Here is a 14,788-nt window from a genome sequence, read left to right on the forward strand (position 1 = left end):
GCCTTGCCTGCCCTGCTGAATGCCCTCCGGAGATCTACATGCGCATCCCATCCCGCGTAATCGGTGGCGCCCTCGTCGTCACCCTGCTGACCCAGCTGACGGCTTGCGGCACGATTTTCTACCCAGACCGTCGCGGTCAGATCGACGGCAAGGTCGACCCGGCCATTGCCGTGCTCGATGCCATCGGCATTCTGTTCTACGTAATCCCGGGGCTGGTCGCCTTTGGCGTCGACTTCGCCACCGGTGCCATCTACTACCCGCGCGGCCAAACCGCCCAGGTAGACCCCGCCAAGCTGCGTAATGCCGTCACCCCGGATGGCAAGGTGGACAACCTGAAGCTGCAAGCCATTCTTGAAAGCGAACTGGGCCAGCGCCTGCCGCTGGACGACCCACGGCTTATCCAGCACCGCGGCAGCGCGGAGCAGCTGGCCAGCCTGGGCCTGGCACCTGCGGCCTGACCCCGCGAGGCCCTGCCATGACGACCCCGGCCGAACACCAGCGCCTGCTGCGCCTGGCTACCCGCGCCTCGTTGGCGGTAGCCAGTATTCTGGTGGTGAGCAAGGCGCTGGCCTGGTGGCTGAGCGGTTCGGTCAGCCTGCTGGCCGGGCTGACCGACTCGGCACTGGATGCAGTGGCTTCCTTCCTCAACCTGCTGGCCGTGCACTATGCGCTGCGGCCCGCCGATGACGACCACCGTTTCGGCCATGGCAAGGCCGAAGCCCTGGCCGGCATTGCACAGGCGCTGTTCATCGGCGGCAGTGCGGTGCTGATCGGCCTGCAGGCGGTCGAGCGCCTGCAGGCACCGCAACCCTTGGGCGACACGGCAGTGGGTATCGCCGTGATGCTGTTGTCGCTGGCACTCACGGTCGCGTTGCTCGCCTTGCAGCGCAAGGTCATCCGGGTGACGGGCTCCACGGCAGTGCGCGCCGACTCGCTGCATTACCGCTCCGACCTGCTGCTCAACGGCAGCATCCTGCTGGCGTTGCTGCTGGCTCGTTTCGGCTGGCCACAACTTGACGCCTTGTTCGGCCTGGGCATCGCTTTCTACATCTTGTGGAGCGCCTTGCAGATTGCCCGTGAAAGCACGGCCATCCTCATGGACAAGGAGCTGCCGGGTGATGTCAGCGATGACATGGCCCGCCGAGTGCTGGCTATCGACGGGGTACAGGGGGTGCATGACCTGCGCACGCGCATGTCAGGCAACCAGTGGTTCGTGCAGTTGCACATCGAGCTGCCCGGGCAGTTGCCTCTGCACCAGGCCCACAGCTTGTGCGTGCAGGCCTCGGAGGTGATCCGCCAGCATTACCCGAAGGCGGATGTGATCGTGCACGCCGACCCTCTTTGACGGGCACGCCTCAGTTGATGCTGTAACCCCTGCCGCTGAAGCAGGCGCCCAATGCCCGGCGGTAGTTATCCACAACCGGTGCAGGGGGCGCATAGGCTGCGGTGGCGGGGTCGAAGCCTGACTGGCTGACTGCCCAGCGGTGGCACTGGTAACGGTCCTGCTCCTGCTGCTGCGGGCCCTGGCCGTACATCGGGTAGGCCACCACGTCGTACCCGCCTTGTTCTGCCGGCCCAGGCCCAGGCGGCGGCGCGACGGCAGGTGGGTTGACCACCACGTACTGGCGGCTGTCATCCAGGTATTGGTAGTAGGTGTCGGCCACCAGGTAGAACAGTGCACCGTCCCGCGTCACCTCCCGGGCATAGGGGGGCAGGTAGTCCACACGCACCCCGTGGGGCGGTGCCACCACGACGTATTCCCTGCCGTGTGGACGGTACCAATACCCGCCAGAGTAGAAGTAGTCCCGGCCGCCGTAGGGCACCTTCCAGTACTGGTCAGGGAAGCGCTCCACGGTCTGCCCCGGCCGGTACCGGGGCCCAGGGCCCCAACCGCTGCCCTGCCCGCCGGGCCGGCCATGCCAGCCTTCACCAGGCCCACGGCCAGGGCCATCGCCACGCCACGGCCGGTCATCGCCGTGGCGCCGCGGAATATCCTGGTAATAGCCCGGGCGTGGCGGCTGGGTTTGCTGCACTTCATCGCGTGAATTCAGCGCCCGGCCTGGCGCAGGGGCAGGCGCAGCGCCGGGCCCAGCTTCACCGGGTGGCTGCGGGCCGGGTGCGCCCGGGCCCTCGCCCGGCCCGGCGGCCACAGCGCCCAGGCTAACGCCCAAGCCCAGCAAACCCACACCTGCCCACAGCCGAATACGCGACTTCATGGTATGCCTCTCGGTTGAAAAAACGGCTAGCGACGACAGTCTACCGCGCCGGCCGAGCAGGCCCATTAAATTTGCGACCATGAAAAAAGGGAGGCCACTGGGGCCTCCCTTCAGGAATTGTCGTCCGTGCTCGGCGCTTGTGGCCCCGGCTCACCTCACACCGTCTTCTGGAAGGTGCGTAGCCCGGGGGCCTGGCACATCCTGTTGGATGGCTGGCCGCGACCGCCCGCCTAGGGCGCGTCGCCGTGGACTGATGTCCGGGCAGTGATTCTGTTGATTAAGATACCGGGGCAGAGGCGGCACAGGATTGCGAAGATTGCTCGGATAAATAGCACTTGCGCAATTTTTTACCCTGGATTGATAATTCGCCGCAATCTGAAAAGAAAAGGATCAACACGTGAGCAAACTCGACCGCTACGACCTGAGCATCCTCGCCGAATTGCAGCGCGATGCCCGCATCTCCAACCAGGAACTGGCCGAGCGCATCGGCCTGTCGCCCTCGCCCTGCTCGCGTCGGGTCAAACAGCTGGAGGACGATGGCTACATCGCCCGGCAGGTGGCCTTGCTCGACCGCAAGAAGCTGGGCCTGAGCCTGACCGCCTACGTGCTGATCGGCATGGACCGGCACACGCCCGAACGTTTCGAAACCTTCGAGGCGGCCATCCGCAACCTGCCGCAAGTGCTCGAATGCAGCCTGGTGACCGGTATGGATGCCGACTACCAGCTCAAAGTGGTGGTGCCCGACATGGACCATTACCAGAAGCTGTTGCTGGGCAGCCTGACGCGGATCGAAGGCGTTACCAGCGTGCGCTCGAGCTTCGTGCTGAACCAGGTACTGGCCAGTACCGAGCTTCCATTGACCCACCTGCGGTAAATGCCGTTGAGCCTGGGCGTATAATCGCCCGCTCAGCCTGCCTGGAGAACCCTGATGGATCCTGCCGTATTCGAAGAATGGATGATGATCATCCTGGTCACCGTGTTGATCGGTTTCATGGGGTTCATCGTGTGGGACCTGGCCAAGAAATCCAAGGCCGGGCGGTTCGGCACCTTCATCCTGTTCTTCGTGCTGGGGCTGGGCGTGCTGGCCTTCGTGATCAAAAGCGTGGTGGTGGGCTTTCTGGAGGGCGTCTGAGCGTTAAAGGGCCGGCGCCACTTCACGCCAGCAACCCTGCTCCAGGCCATCCAGTGCCCAGTCGCCGATGCGTACCCGCACTAGGCGCAAGGTCGGTAGCCCTACGGCCGCCGTCATGCGCCGTACCTGGCGGTTACGGCCTTCGCGGATCACCAGCTCAAGCCAGTGGGTGGGCACGCTCTTGCGAAAGCGCACCGGCGGGTTGCGCGGCCACAGCTGGGGCTCTTCCAGGCGGCGAGCCTCAGCGGGCAGCGTGAGCCCATCATTCAACTGCACACCCTCGCGCAAGCGCTGCAACTGCTCGTCGCTGGGCTCACCCTCTACCTGCACCCAGTAGGTCTTGGCCAGCTTGTGCCTGGGGTCGGCGATTCGCGCCTGCAGGCTGCCGTCGTTGGTCAGCAGCAGCAAGCCTTCGCTGTCCCGGTCCAGGCGCCCGGCCGGGTATACACCGGGGATGTCGATGAAGTCCTTGAGCGTGGCACGGCCTTCCCCGTCGCTGAACTGGGTCAACACGTCGAAGGGCTTGTTGAACAGGATCAGCCGCGGCTCGGCCGGTGGCGCCTTGGCCTGGCGGCGGGGGCCGGGAGCAGGCCGCGCCTGGGGGCGGCGCGGCTTGGAACGGGGTGGCAGTGACATGGACCCTCAGCGGAACGGCGGCTCATCGAAGCTGCGCAGTTTACGCGAGTGCAGCGAGTTGAGCTCGGTGCGCAACAGGTCCAGCGCAGCGATACCGATCTTCAGGTGCTGGCTGACAGCACGGTTGTAGAACGCGTTGGCCGAACCCGGCAGCTTGATTTCGCTGTGCAGCGGCTTGTCCGATACGCACAGCAGCGTGCCGTAAGGCACCCGCAGGCGGTAACCCTGGGCGGCGATGGTGCCGCTTTCCATGTCCACGGCCACGGCGCGGGACAGGTTGATCAGCGGCCGCTCCTGAGCCCAGCGCAGCTCCCAGTTGCGGTCGTCGTAGGTCAGCACGGTGCCGGTGCGCAGGCGCTTCTTCAACTGCTCGCCGCGTTCGCCGGTCACCTGCGCAGCCGCCTCCTGCAACGCCATTTGCACCTCGGCCAGGGCAGGGATCGGAATATTCGGCGGTACTACCCGGTCCAGGATGCCGTCACGGCGCATGTAGGCATGGGCCAGTACGTAGTCACCGATGGTCTGCGACTGGCGCAGGCCGCCACAGTGGCCGATCATCAGCCAGCAGTGCGGGCGCAGCACGGCCAGGTGGTCGGTGATGTTCTTGGCATTGGACGGGCCTACACCGATGTTGACCAGGGTGATGCCATCGCCGTCTTCGGCGATCAGGTGGTAAGCCGGCATCTGGTAGCGGTGCCACACCACGCCGGCCACCAGGGCCTGCGCCTCGCCATGGTCCATGGCCTTTTCGATCACCACGTTGCCGGGCAGCACCATGCGCACGAAGCGCGGGTCATCGCGCAGTTGGTCCAGACCGTGGCTGATGAACTGGTCCACATAGCGGTGGTAGTTGGTCAGCAGGATCCAGGGCTGCACATGGCGCCAGTCGCTACCAGTGTAGTGCACCAGCCGGCGCAGCGAGAAGTCGACGCGTGCCGCGTCGAACAGCGCCAGGGGCAAGGTATCGGTGCTGTCCCAGTCGTACAGGCCGTCGGCGATGTTGTCAGTGGCAGCAGACAGGTCGGTGCTGGGGAACACCCGCGCCAGCTGCGCCGCGGTGATGCCGCTACCCGCCAGTTCATCGCCCTGGTCGACCACGTAGGGGTACGGGATGCTCTGCTCGCTGACGCCCACCTCCACCGTGACGGTGTAGTCGTGCATCAACGGGCGCAGTTGCTCCAGCAGGTAACCGCGGAACGCAGCCGGCTGGGTGATGGTGACGCTGTAGGTACCGGCCACCTGCACCTTGGCGTAGGCTCGCGTGGTGGCCGCGACTTCGCCGTGGCTGTAGTAGGTCAGGCGCAACGCCGGGTAGCGGAACAGGTCACGCGCCTGGGCATCGGGCTCGGTACGGTCCTTCAGGTAACGTTTCAGGGCCTGGCTGAGGGCACTGGTGGCCTGCTCGTGCAAGGCCGCCAGACGATCGACGGCCTGTTCGGGAGTATCAACGACTTCAAACGCTTGGCTCACACTGTGCTTCCTGTCTGGACATGCATGGGAATCATCTTGCCTGCCTTCTTGGGCAAATACACCCCCATTGATCGGTGTTGCACCCATTCGCCCCCCTTGAGCTCAGCACCGCACCTGTAAACCCGTGCCCACCCTCAGAACAGCCCATTCATCCCACCCAGGCTGGCGTGGCCCTTGCCACCAACGCCTCCACATCGGCCCCCCGCGGCAGCGCCCCGTACGCCCGCCCACTGCCTGCCAGGCGGCTACCGATGAACGCATCGCTGACCACCGCGTTACCCGCCTGTAGCAACAGCTTGGCCTGCAGCGCCAGGGCAATGTCTTCGGTCAGCTGCCGCGCCCGGTACTGCAGGTCACCGGTGTCGGTAAACGCGGCCTTCAGGTTGCCGATATGCGCCGCCAGGCGAGGGTCGCCATGGCCATCGCCCAGTTCTGTAAACAGCGCATCCAGCACGCCCGGCTCCTTGGACAAGGCCCGCAGCACGTCCAGGCATTGCACGTTGCCCGAGCCTTCCCAGGTCGAGTTCACTGGCGCTTCGCGGTACAGCCGCGGCAGGATGCTGTCTTCCACATAACCGGCACCGCCCAGGCATTCGGCCGCTTCGTTGATCATGCCGGGGGCGCGTTTGCACAGCCAGTATTTGCCCACTGCCGTGACCAGCCGTGCAAAATGAGCCTGCTGCGGGTCATCCAGTTGCTCCAGTGCCTGCCCCATGCGCAGGCTCAAGGCCAGCGCGGCCTCGCTTTCCAGCGCCAGGTCGGCCAGCACGTTCTGCATCAATGGCTGGGCGTTCAACAACCGCCCGCCCACCTTGCGATGCGCACAGTGGTGGGCAGCCTGGGTCAGTGCCTGGCGCATCAGGGCGCTGGAGCCAACCATGCAGTCGAAGCGCGTCATCGCCACCATTTCGATGATGGTCGGTACACCCCGCCCCTCTTCGCCGACCATCCACGCCAGCGCCCCCCGGAATTCGACCTCGCTGGAGGCATTGGCGCAATTGCCCAGCTTGTTCTTGAGCCGCTGGATGTAGAACTGGTTGCGGTTGTCGTCCGGGCGATGGCGCGGCAACAGGAAGCAACTGAGGCCTTTCTCGGTTTGCGCCAAGGTGAGGAAGGCATCGCACATCGGCGCCGAACAAAACCATTTGTGGCCAACCAGCTCATAAGGCTGGCCCGGCCCCGGCGCCCCCACCGGGTAAGCCCGGGTGGTGTTGGCGCGCACATCGGTCCCCCCCTGCTTTTCGGTCATGGCCATGCCCAGGGTGACGCCTGCCTTGTGCCGGTCGCCGACATTGCGCGGGTCGTACTGGCAGGCCAGGATCTTCGGCAGCCAGTACTCGGCCAGCTCGGGTTGCAGCCGCAGCGCCGGCACGGCAGCGAAGGTCATGGTCAGCGGGCAACCGCTGCCCGCCTCGGCCTGGCTGTGCAGGTAGGTCATCGAGGCCCGCGCCACGTGGGCGCCGGGGCGGGGTTCGGCCCAAGGCAGCGAAGGGAGGCCATGCTCGACGGCGGTGCGCATCAGTTCATGGTAGGCCGGGTGGAATTCGACCAGGTCGATACGGTGGCCATAGCGGTCATGGCTGCTGAATTCGGGTTTGTGCGCGTTGGCCAGGAAACCTGCCTGCATCAATGGCCCACCGGCCAGCGCGCCGTAGGTATCAATCCGCGACTCGGCCCAGCCCGCCCCGTAACGCCTGGACCACTCCTGAAGCGGCAGGTCGAGGCGGTAGAGGTTGGCGCCATCCAGGGGTGGGGGCTGGTTGGTGACTTCGTGGGTTTCAGCGTACTGGTGCAGGTTCATGGAGGGCTCCTGGATCCGGGGGAGTCAAAGCTCGCCGCAGGATTTGCAGCGCTTGAGGGATCGCGCGCCGCCCGCGCGGCGCATCGCGAGCTGCGCTCGCTCCTACAGTTTATTTGGGCCAATTATTCCTGCGCCATGCGAGCATAGCTCGCGATGCGCCGCGCGGGCGGCGCTCGTTCTGTCAGGCGCTGCACCTGCCATGGCGAACACACTCCAGCCCAATCCCGTACCCTCAGGGCAAGCGCCGCGCCTGCCGGATATCCGGGCTCATCTGCACCTGCGAAATCGCCATGTTCACACTCAACTCAAACCGGCTCCCTAGCCCACGTGTGGACTCATGGGCCAACCGTGCGCCCAGCAACTCGCCCATCTGCCGGCAGATCGACAGCCCGATACCCAGCCCGCCATAGCGCCGGGTCATCGACCCATCCACCTGGAAGAAGCGCTGGTACAGGGTCGACTGCTCCAGGTCATCGAAGCCAATGCCGCTGTCGCTCACGGTAAAGCTCAACGCCAGATCCCTCGGCCCCAAACGGCGCCCACGCACCTGAACCGTCACACCGCCCTGGTGGGTGAACTTCAACCCGTTGTCCACCAGGCAACCCAGGCAACGGGCCAGCTTTTGCGCGTCACCCAGCAGCTCATCCGGGATGTCGGCGGGAATGTCCAGGCTCAGGTACAGCCCCTTGCTCAACGCCCGCCCCGCATACCCTGCACGCAAGCCCTGCAGCAGTGCGCGCAGGCTGAAGGGCGCGGGGTGCGCGCGCAGGCGGCCTGCCTGCAGTTCAGACAGGGTGAGAATGGCATCCACCAGGTCCATCATGCCCTGCGCCGACCCCACGGCAGTGCGGTGGTAATGGGCCATTTCCGAGTCCATCGGCAGGGTCTGCATCAACTCCAGCGAGCCGATCACACCGTTCATGGGCGTGCGCAGTTCATGGGTAACGCTGGCCAGAAACTCATCCTTCAGCCGGTTACTGGTGGCTAACTGCTGGTTGACTTGCTCCAGCGTGCGGCCGGTGTCACGCAGGGCCTGCGCCTGCTGATTGCGCAGGCTGTTGATGCGGTCGGCCAACGCCAGCGACAGCAACGCCACCTCCAGCGCCGAACCCAGCTGGCTGGCGTACATGGTGATGAACAGGTTCGGCAGGTAACCCAGGACCATGAGCGTGTTGACCAGCCCACCCAGCAAAAACGCCGTCCAGGCGATGATGAACCACCGCGCCACACGCAAACCACGCCACCAGGCATACAGCCCGGCGCTGAAAATGCTCACCGTGAACAGCAGTGCCAGCGCCGTTGCCATGCGCAACGCGATGCCGTAGCGCAGGGTCACGGCCAGCACCATCACCCCTGCGCCGCCCAGCATCAATGCCTGCAACAGCCGGTCAAACCGCGGACTGATGGTGCGCAGTTGCAAAAAGTGCCGGGCGAACTGGCAGCCAAACAGCCCGGCAGCGCCGATGAACAGCGGCGTACAGGCATTCGCCCACCAAGGGCTGTTTGGCCACAGGTAGGCAATGCCCGCACCGTTGACCGACACCTGGTACAACCCGAACGAAGCGATATACAGGATGTAGTACAGGTAACTGACATCGCGCACGCTCAGGTAAATGAACAGGTTGTACACCAGCATCACCAACAGCACGCCATAGATCATGCCCAGCACGTAGAAATGGCTGGGCTGCGCCTCCAGATAGGCCTCCGGCGCCCACAGGGCCAGCGGCGCCTGTACCGAACCCTGGCTGTGCAGGCGCAAGTAGACAGTGGTGGCCTGCCCAGGTGGCAACTGCAGGCTGAACAGGTAGTTGCTCTGGCGGATCTGGCGGCTGTCGTAAGGCAAGGCATCGCCCGTGCGCTGAGCCAACTGAAAATGCCCGTCGGGGTTGGCAACGTACAGTTCAAGGTGATCGAGCGGCGGGTAGGCGAGTTCCAGCAACCACTGGCGTGGCGTGGCAGCGCCCTGCGCGAGGGGCCGCAGCTCAAGCTTGAGCCAGAACACCGAAGTGGAATAGCCGGCGTTCATCACCGCTTGCTGGTGAGGGCGAAAGTGCTGGGCGAAGCCAGGTGCGCTGACCTGCGCGATGCTGGCACTGCCGTCTGGGTCTTCATACACCTGCATGACCTTGCCCAAAGGCAGGTGACGGGTGGTATCGGCGAAGTCCACCGCGCCGGCAAGCACCGGCAGCAAACCCAGCAACACAATCAGCAAATAGCGCATACAGCCCCAGCATGGCCTGGCCAGTCGCGTCGTGTTCGCCTCCTTTCCGTTTGAGACGACGTGAGCCGGCAGTACCCATTGATCGAATGATGCGCGCACTCTAGCACACCTGCGTCAGGCTGCCGCAGGCAACACTGAAGAAACCGCTCTAGAACAGTGGTTACAGGCCATTATTGACTACAGCACTTACCCTGACGCAACTAAACCCGCACCTGGGGCGGCCCCCTCAAACCGCTTTGGTGGTAAGCTCGCCGACCATGAATACCTACGCCTCCCGCCCCGTTGTCCTCTGTCTCTCCGGCCACGACCCCAGTGGCGGCGCCGGCCTGCAGGCAGACATCGAAGCCCTGCTCGCCCAAGGCTGCCACGCCGCGCCCGCGGTGACCGCCCTGACTGTGCAGGATACCGTCAACGTTTCCGACTTCCGCGTGCTCGACCGGGCATGGGTGCTGGCCCAGGCCAATGCCGTGCTGGCCGACTCCCAGGTGGCCGCCGTGAAGCTGGGTATGCTCGGCTCTATCGAGATGGTCGATACCATCGCCGAACTGCTGGCCGCGCACCCGCACCTGCCGCTGGTGTGCGACCCAGTACTGCGCGCGGGCGGCGGCGGGCGGCTGGGCAAGGACGAGGTGGGTTACGCCCTGCGCGAGCGCCTGTTGCCATTGGCAACCATCGCCACGCCCAACCTGCCAGAGGCGCGTATTCTTGCCGAACTGCCCGAGGGCAGCGCCGATGAGTGCGCAGACAAACTGCTGCAGTTCTGCAAGCACGTGCTGATTACCGGCGGCCACGGCGACGAAGCCGAAATCCACAACCGCCTGTACAGCCGTGACGGCCAGCACCACACCTGGACGTGCCAGCGTCTGCCGGGCAGCTACCATGGTTCGGGCTGCACCCTGGCCAGCGCCCTGGCCGGCCGCCTGGCCTTGGGCGAACAGCTGGACAGCGCTGTGCGCAGCGCCCTGGACTACACCTGGCGCACGCTGCGCGATGCAGAACAGCTGGGCAAGGGCCAGTACGTGCCGCGCCGCCTGCCGCTGGACTTCTGCTCCTGACACGAGGTGTTCGATGAAACTACGGGGCCTGTACGCCATCACCGACAGCCAGCTGCTCGCCGGGCGTTTTCTCAGCCATGTGCAAGCAGCCCTCGAAGGCGGTGTGTGCATGCTGCAGTACCGTGACAAGGGCGACGACGACGCGCGCCGCCTGCGGGAGGCCGAGGCCCTGAAAAACCTGTGCGAGCGTTACGGCACCCAACTGATCATCAATGACGATGCCGAGCTAGCTGCACGCCTGGGTGTCGGTGTGCACCTGGGCCAGACCGATGGCCCACTGACGCCGGCCCGCGCTTTGCTGGGCCGCCAGGCAATCATCGGTTCTACCTGCCATGCCAACCTGGACCTCGCTGCCCAGGCGGCCAGCGAAGGGGCCAGCTATGTCGCCTTTGGCCGCTTCTTCAACTCCACCACCAAACCGGGTGCCCCCGCTGCCAGCCTCAGCCTGCTGGAACAGGCGCGCACCCAGGTGAAGCTGCCGATCACGGTGATCGGCGGCATCACCCTCGACAATGCCGCCCCGCTGGTTGCCCATGGCGCCGACCTGCTGGCGGTGATCCACGGCCTGTTCGGTGCCGATAGCGCGCAGGAAGTCACCCGCCGCGCCCGCGCCTTCAACGCCTTGTTCGCATCCTGATTCGAGAGAGCCTTCCATGTCCCGTTCCGAAGCCCTGTTCGCCCAAGCCCAGAAGCACATCCCCGGGGGCGTCAACTCGCCCGTGCGCGCCTTCAAAAGCGTTGGCGGTACGCCGCTGTTCTTCAAGCACGCCGAAGGTGCCTACGTCGTAGACGAGGATGACAAGCGCTACGTCGACTATGTAGGTTCCTGGGGCCCGATGATCCTTGGCCACGGCCACCCCGACGTGCTGGATGCCGTACGCCGCCAGCTGGAACATGGCTTGTCCTACGGCGCCCCTACCGCCATGGAAACCGAAATGGCCGACCTGGTCTGCGCCCTGGTACCGTCCATGGAAATGGTACGCATGGTCAGCTCGGGCACCGAAGCGACCATGAGCGCCATCCGCCTGGCCCGTGGCTACACCGGTCGCGATGCCATCATCAAGTTCGAAGGCTGCTACCACGGCCACTCCGACAGCCTGCTGGTCAAGGCCGGTTCTGGCCTGCTCACCCAGGGCGTGCCAAGCTCAGCAGGCGTGCCGGCCGATTTCGCCAAGCACACCCTGACCCTGCCGTTCAATGATATCGCTGCGGTCGAAAAAACCCTCGCCGAAGTCGGCCAGACCATCGCCTGCATCATCGTCGAGCCGGTTGCCGGCAACATGAACTGTGTACCGCCGGCCCCGGGCTTCCTCGAAGGCCTGCGTGAGCAGTGCGACAAGCACGGTGTGGTGCTGATCTTCGACGAAGTGATGACGGGCTTTCGTGTCTCGCTGGGCGGCGCCCAGGGCCACTACGGCATCACCCCCGACCTGTCCACCTTCGGCAAGATCGTCGGCGGCGGCATGCCTGTCGGCTGCTTTGGCGGCAAACGCGAAATCATGGGCTGCATCGCCCCCCTCGGCCCGGTTTACCAGGCAGGCACGCTGTCGGGCAACCCGCTGGCGATGGCCGCCGGCCTGACCACCCTCAACCTCATCAGCCGCCCGGGCTTCCACGCCGAGCTGACCGACTACACCACCCGCATGCTGGACGGCCTGCAGCAACGCGCCGATGCCGCAGGTGTGCCGTTCGTCACCACCCAGGCGGGTGCCATGTTCGGCCTGTACTTCAGCGGCGCCGACGACATCGTCACGTTCGAAGACGTGATGGCCAGCGATGCAGAGCGCTTCAAGCGCTTCTTCCACCTGATGCTCGACGGCGGCGTGTACCTGGCCCCGAGCGCGTTCGAGGCAGGCTTCACCTCCATCGCCCATGGCGACAACGAGCTGCAAATCACCCTGGATGCGGCTGAGAAGGCCTTTGCCGCGCTGAAGTGATGCAGCGCCGGTAATGGCCCCGCACAGGTGCTGGAGGGGGCCATTACCGGCAATCAACACCGCGCACAATCAGCCGACTTCCCCAACCCGAGATAAATTCCAGTAAAACTTTGTAAGGTTGGCGCTGCTTATCCCATAATGTGCCACCAGAGACATTGGCCGCAGCTTTGCAGAGGTAAGTCGATCCCCATGAACCGCACCGGCCGCGCCCTCACCCTGGGCTGCCTGCTGCTTCTTCAGCCCCTGCTGGCCCTGGCGGAGGGCGGTAACTCGTTGCTTATCCCGGCAACGGGGCGCTGCACGTTGAATGTGCAGCCTGAAGACCTGGCAAATGCACTCAAGGCTTGTGAGCAGACCGCGACCGCAGGGGATGCCCAGGCGCAGTTCGAACTGGGCGAGCATTACTACACCCAGGCCCCCAAAGACCTGAACAAGGCACTGGACTGGTTCCAGAAAGCGTCGCTGCAAGGTCATGCCGAAGCCCAGTACCGCCTGGGTGCCATGTTCTTCCGTGGTGAAGGGGTCAAGGCCAACAACGTGCAGGCCTACATCCTGCTGAAGATGGCGGCAGTCAACGGCGCTGAAGATGCCCTGGACATGGCCGACGAGGTCACCGAGCAGATGCCCCGCGACGAGCTGGAACACGCCACTCAGGTACTCGGCCAGATCTTCCGCAAGTATTTGCTGGAACTGCAGAACGCCGACGGCCGCTCACCGTTCTCGCCATTGCCCTGAGTGCTGCATAGCCGGCAGCGCCGATCGGGGCTTTCGCCACTGCCATTCAAGGGTTATTCTTGGGCTCACACCCATTGCCGTCGAGCGGCTAAAAAAAGACCTTGAACGCACCCATAGAACCCCATCGTTTCATCCTCGAGCCCTTCGAGGCCCCCCGTTTCGCCAACTTGTGTGGCCAGTTCGACGAGCATCTGCGCCTGATCGAACAACGCCTGGCCATCGAGATCCGCAACCGCGGCAATCAGTTCGAACTGATCGGCGACCCCAAGACCACCAGCGCTGCCGAGCAGCTGCTGCGCCGTCTTTACCGTGAAACCAAGGCCACCGAGCTGTCACCGGAGACCGTGCACCTGTACCTGCAGGAATCGGCTGTCGAGAACATCGACAACCCGGCGGTCAACGAGGTCAGCGTTTCGCTGCGCACACGCAAGGGCAATATCCGCCCCCGTGGCGTCAACCAGCAGCGCTACGTGAAGGAAATTCTGGCCAACGACATCAACTTCGGCATCGGCCCGGCGGGCACTGGCAAGACTTACCTGGCCGTTGCCTGCGCTGTCGACGCCCTGGAGCGTGAACAGGTGCGGCGCATCCTGCTGGTACGTCCGGCGGTTGAGGCCGGCGAGAAGCTCGGCTTCCTGCCGGGTGACCTGGCGCAGAAGATCGACCCGTACCTGCGACCGCTCTACGACGCACTGTATGAGATGCTGGGTTTCGAGCATGTGGCCAAGCTGATCGAACGCCAGGTGATCGAGATCGCTCCGCTGGCCTACATGCGCGGGCGCACCTTGAACAACAGCTTCATCATCCTCGACGAAAGCCAGAACACCACGCTCGAACAGATGAAAATGTTCCTTACCCGTATCGGCTTCGGTTCAACGGCGGTGATTACCGGTGACATCACCCAGGTAGACCTGCCGCGTGGCACCAAGTCGGGCCTGGCCCACGTGATCGAGGTGCTCAGGGACGTACCGGGTATCAGCTTTACCCACTTCCAGCCCAAGGACGTGGTCCGTCACCCACTGGTACAGCGCATCGTCGAAGCCTACGACCGCTTCGACGCCCGCCAGGCCAAGCCCGAGGCGCCTGGCAAAGATGCTTGAACTGGACATGCAACGGGCGACCGACGCGGCCGCCCCGGATGACGCGGCGTTCCGCCGCTGGTGCGAACTTGCCTTGCGTCAGCGCCAGGCCGATTCCGAGATGACCATTCGTCTGGTCGACGAAGCCGAAGGGCGGGAACTCAATCACACGTACCGGCACAAAGACTACGCCACCAACGTGCTGTCGTTCCCTGCAGACGTGCCCGATGACCTGCTCGATATCCCGCTGCTGGGCGACCTGGTCATTTGCGTGCCCGTGGTCGAACGTGAGGCTGCCGAACAAGGCAAGCCGCTGGAGGCCCACTGGGCGCACTTGGTCATCCACGGCTGCCTGCACCTGCTCGGCTACGACCACATCGACGATGACGAGGCCGAAGAAATGGAAGGCCTGGAACGGGATTTGCTGGCGGAACTGGGTCACCCCGACCCGTATGCCGACGATGAAACCGACTCAATCACACACTGATACACCAAGGATCACGAGA

Annotated in this window: 15 protein-coding genes; 10 read left to right on the plus strand and 5 right to left on the minus strand. The window is 64.6% G+C overall.

Features of this window, described 5'->3' with window-relative positions:
• Positions 1-38 precede the first annotated feature (38 nt).
• Together APH25_RS08995 and APH25_RS09000 are read left to right on the plus strand one after the other, a co-directional pair.
• On the plus strand, positions 39-458 hold the full coding sequence (locus APH25_RS08995; protein WP_060481673.1) for a hypothetical protein: 420 nt from the start codon (positions 39-41) through the stop codon (positions 456-458).
• Positions 459-475: 17 nt separating this feature from the next.
• Positions 476-1,345, plus strand: coding sequence for a cation diffusion facilitator family transporter (locus APH25_RS09000; RefSeq protein ID WP_060481674.1), 870 nt, complete (start codon positions 476-478; stop codon positions 1,343-1,345).
• Between the two features lie 10 nt (positions 1,346-1,355).
• On the opposite strand, the gene APH25_RS09005 is transcribed toward APH25_RS09000, so the two are convergent.
• Positions 1,356-2,216 (minus strand): DUF6515 family protein, encoded by an 861-nt coding sequence (locus APH25_RS09005; protein WP_060481675.1) that lies wholly within the window; start codon positions 2,214-2,216, stop codon positions 1,356-1,358.
• A 397-nt stretch (positions 2,217-2,613) separates the two neighbouring features.
• Between APH25_RS09005 and APH25_RS09010 the strand changes: the two genes are divergently transcribed.
• Both APH25_RS09010 and APH25_RS09015 read left to right on the plus strand, forming a co-directional pair.
• Positions 2,614-3,090: an Lrp/AsnC family transcriptional regulator gene (locus APH25_RS09010; RefSeq protein ID WP_028632728.1), complete on the plus strand. Its 477-nt coding sequence runs from the start codon at positions 2,614-2,616 to the stop codon at positions 3,088-3,090.
• A 54-nt stretch (positions 3,091-3,144) separates the two neighbouring features.
• On the plus strand, positions 3,145-3,348 hold the full coding sequence (locus tag APH25_RS09015; RefSeq protein ID WP_028632729.1) for a DUF2788 domain-containing protein: 204 nt from the start codon (positions 3,145-3,147) through the stop codon (positions 3,346-3,348).
• A 3-nt stretch (positions 3,349-3,351) separates the two neighbouring features.
• On the opposite strand, the gene APH25_RS09020 is transcribed toward APH25_RS09015, so the two are convergent.
• From APH25_RS09020 to APH25_RS09035, 4 genes are all read right to left on the minus strand, one after another.
• Positions 3,352-3,984, minus strand: a complete 633-nt coding sequence (locus APH25_RS09020; protein ID WP_060481676.1) for a pseudouridine synthase — start codon at positions 3,982-3,984, stop codon at positions 3,352-3,354.
• Between the two features lie 6 nt (positions 3,985-3,990).
• On the minus strand, positions 3,991-5,454 hold the full coding sequence (gene amn, locus APH25_RS09025) for an AMP nucleosidase (protein WP_060481677.1): 1,464 nt from the start codon (positions 5,452-5,454) through the stop codon (positions 3,991-3,993).
• 148 nt (positions 5,455-5,602) lie between these two features.
• Positions 5,603-7,255: an acyl-CoA dehydrogenase family protein gene (locus tag APH25_RS09030; RefSeq protein ID WP_028632732.1), complete on the minus strand. Its 1,653-nt coding sequence runs from the start codon at positions 7,253-7,255 to the stop codon at positions 5,603-5,605.
• A gap of 232 nt (positions 7,256-7,487) precedes the next feature.
• Complete coding sequence (locus APH25_RS09035; RefSeq protein WP_060481678.1) at positions 7,488-9,476, minus strand: hybrid sensor histidine kinase/response regulator; 1,989 nt, start codon at positions 9,474-9,476, stop codon at positions 7,488-7,490.
• Between the two features lie 257 nt (positions 9,477-9,733).
• On the opposite strand from APH25_RS09035, the gene APH25_RS09040 reads away from it, so the two are divergent.
• The 6 genes from APH25_RS09040 (at position 9,734) to ybeY (ending at position 14,769) form a co-directional block, all read left to right on the plus strand.
• A complete protein-coding gene (locus tag APH25_RS09040; RefSeq protein ID WP_060481679.1) occupies positions 9,734-10,531 on the plus strand; it encodes a hydroxymethylpyrimidine/phosphomethylpyrimidine kinase in 798 nt (265 codons plus the stop codon).
• Between the two features lie 13 nt (positions 10,532-10,544).
• On the plus strand, positions 10,545-11,168 hold the full coding sequence (gene thiE, locus APH25_RS09045; protein ID WP_060481680.1) for a thiamine phosphate synthase: 624 nt from the start codon (positions 10,545-10,547) through the stop codon (positions 11,166-11,168).
• Between the two features lie 16 nt (positions 11,169-11,184).
• On the plus strand, positions 11,185-12,468 hold the full coding sequence (gene hemL, locus APH25_RS09050) for a glutamate-1-semialdehyde 2,1-aminomutase (RefSeq protein WP_060481681.1): 1,284 nt from the start codon (positions 11,185-11,187) through the stop codon (positions 12,466-12,468).
• 189 nt (positions 12,469-12,657) lie between these two features.
• Positions 12,658-13,203, plus strand: a complete 546-nt coding sequence (locus tag APH25_RS09055; RefSeq protein ID WP_028632737.1) for a tetratricopeptide repeat protein — start codon at positions 12,658-12,660, stop codon at positions 13,201-13,203.
• Positions 13,204-13,304: 101 nt separating this feature from the next.
• Entirely contained in the window at positions 13,305-14,303 is a 999-nt protein-coding gene (locus APH25_RS09060) for a PhoH family protein (RefSeq protein WP_028632738.1), read from the plus strand.
• Positions 14,296-14,769: an rRNA maturation RNase YbeY gene (gene ybeY / locus APH25_RS09065; protein ID WP_028632739.1), complete on the plus strand. Its 474-nt coding sequence runs from the start codon at positions 14,296-14,298 to the stop codon at positions 14,767-14,769. The genes APH25_RS09060 and ybeY overlap by 8 nt, the downstream gene beginning before the upstream one ends.
• The last annotated feature ends 19 nt before the right edge of the window (positions 14,770-14,788 follow it).

The organism is Pseudomonas sp. NBRC 111119, assembly GCF_001320125.1.
Lineage (GTDB): Bacteria > Pseudomonadota > Gammaproteobacteria > Pseudomonadales > Pseudomonadaceae > Aquipseudomonas > Aquipseudomonas parafulva.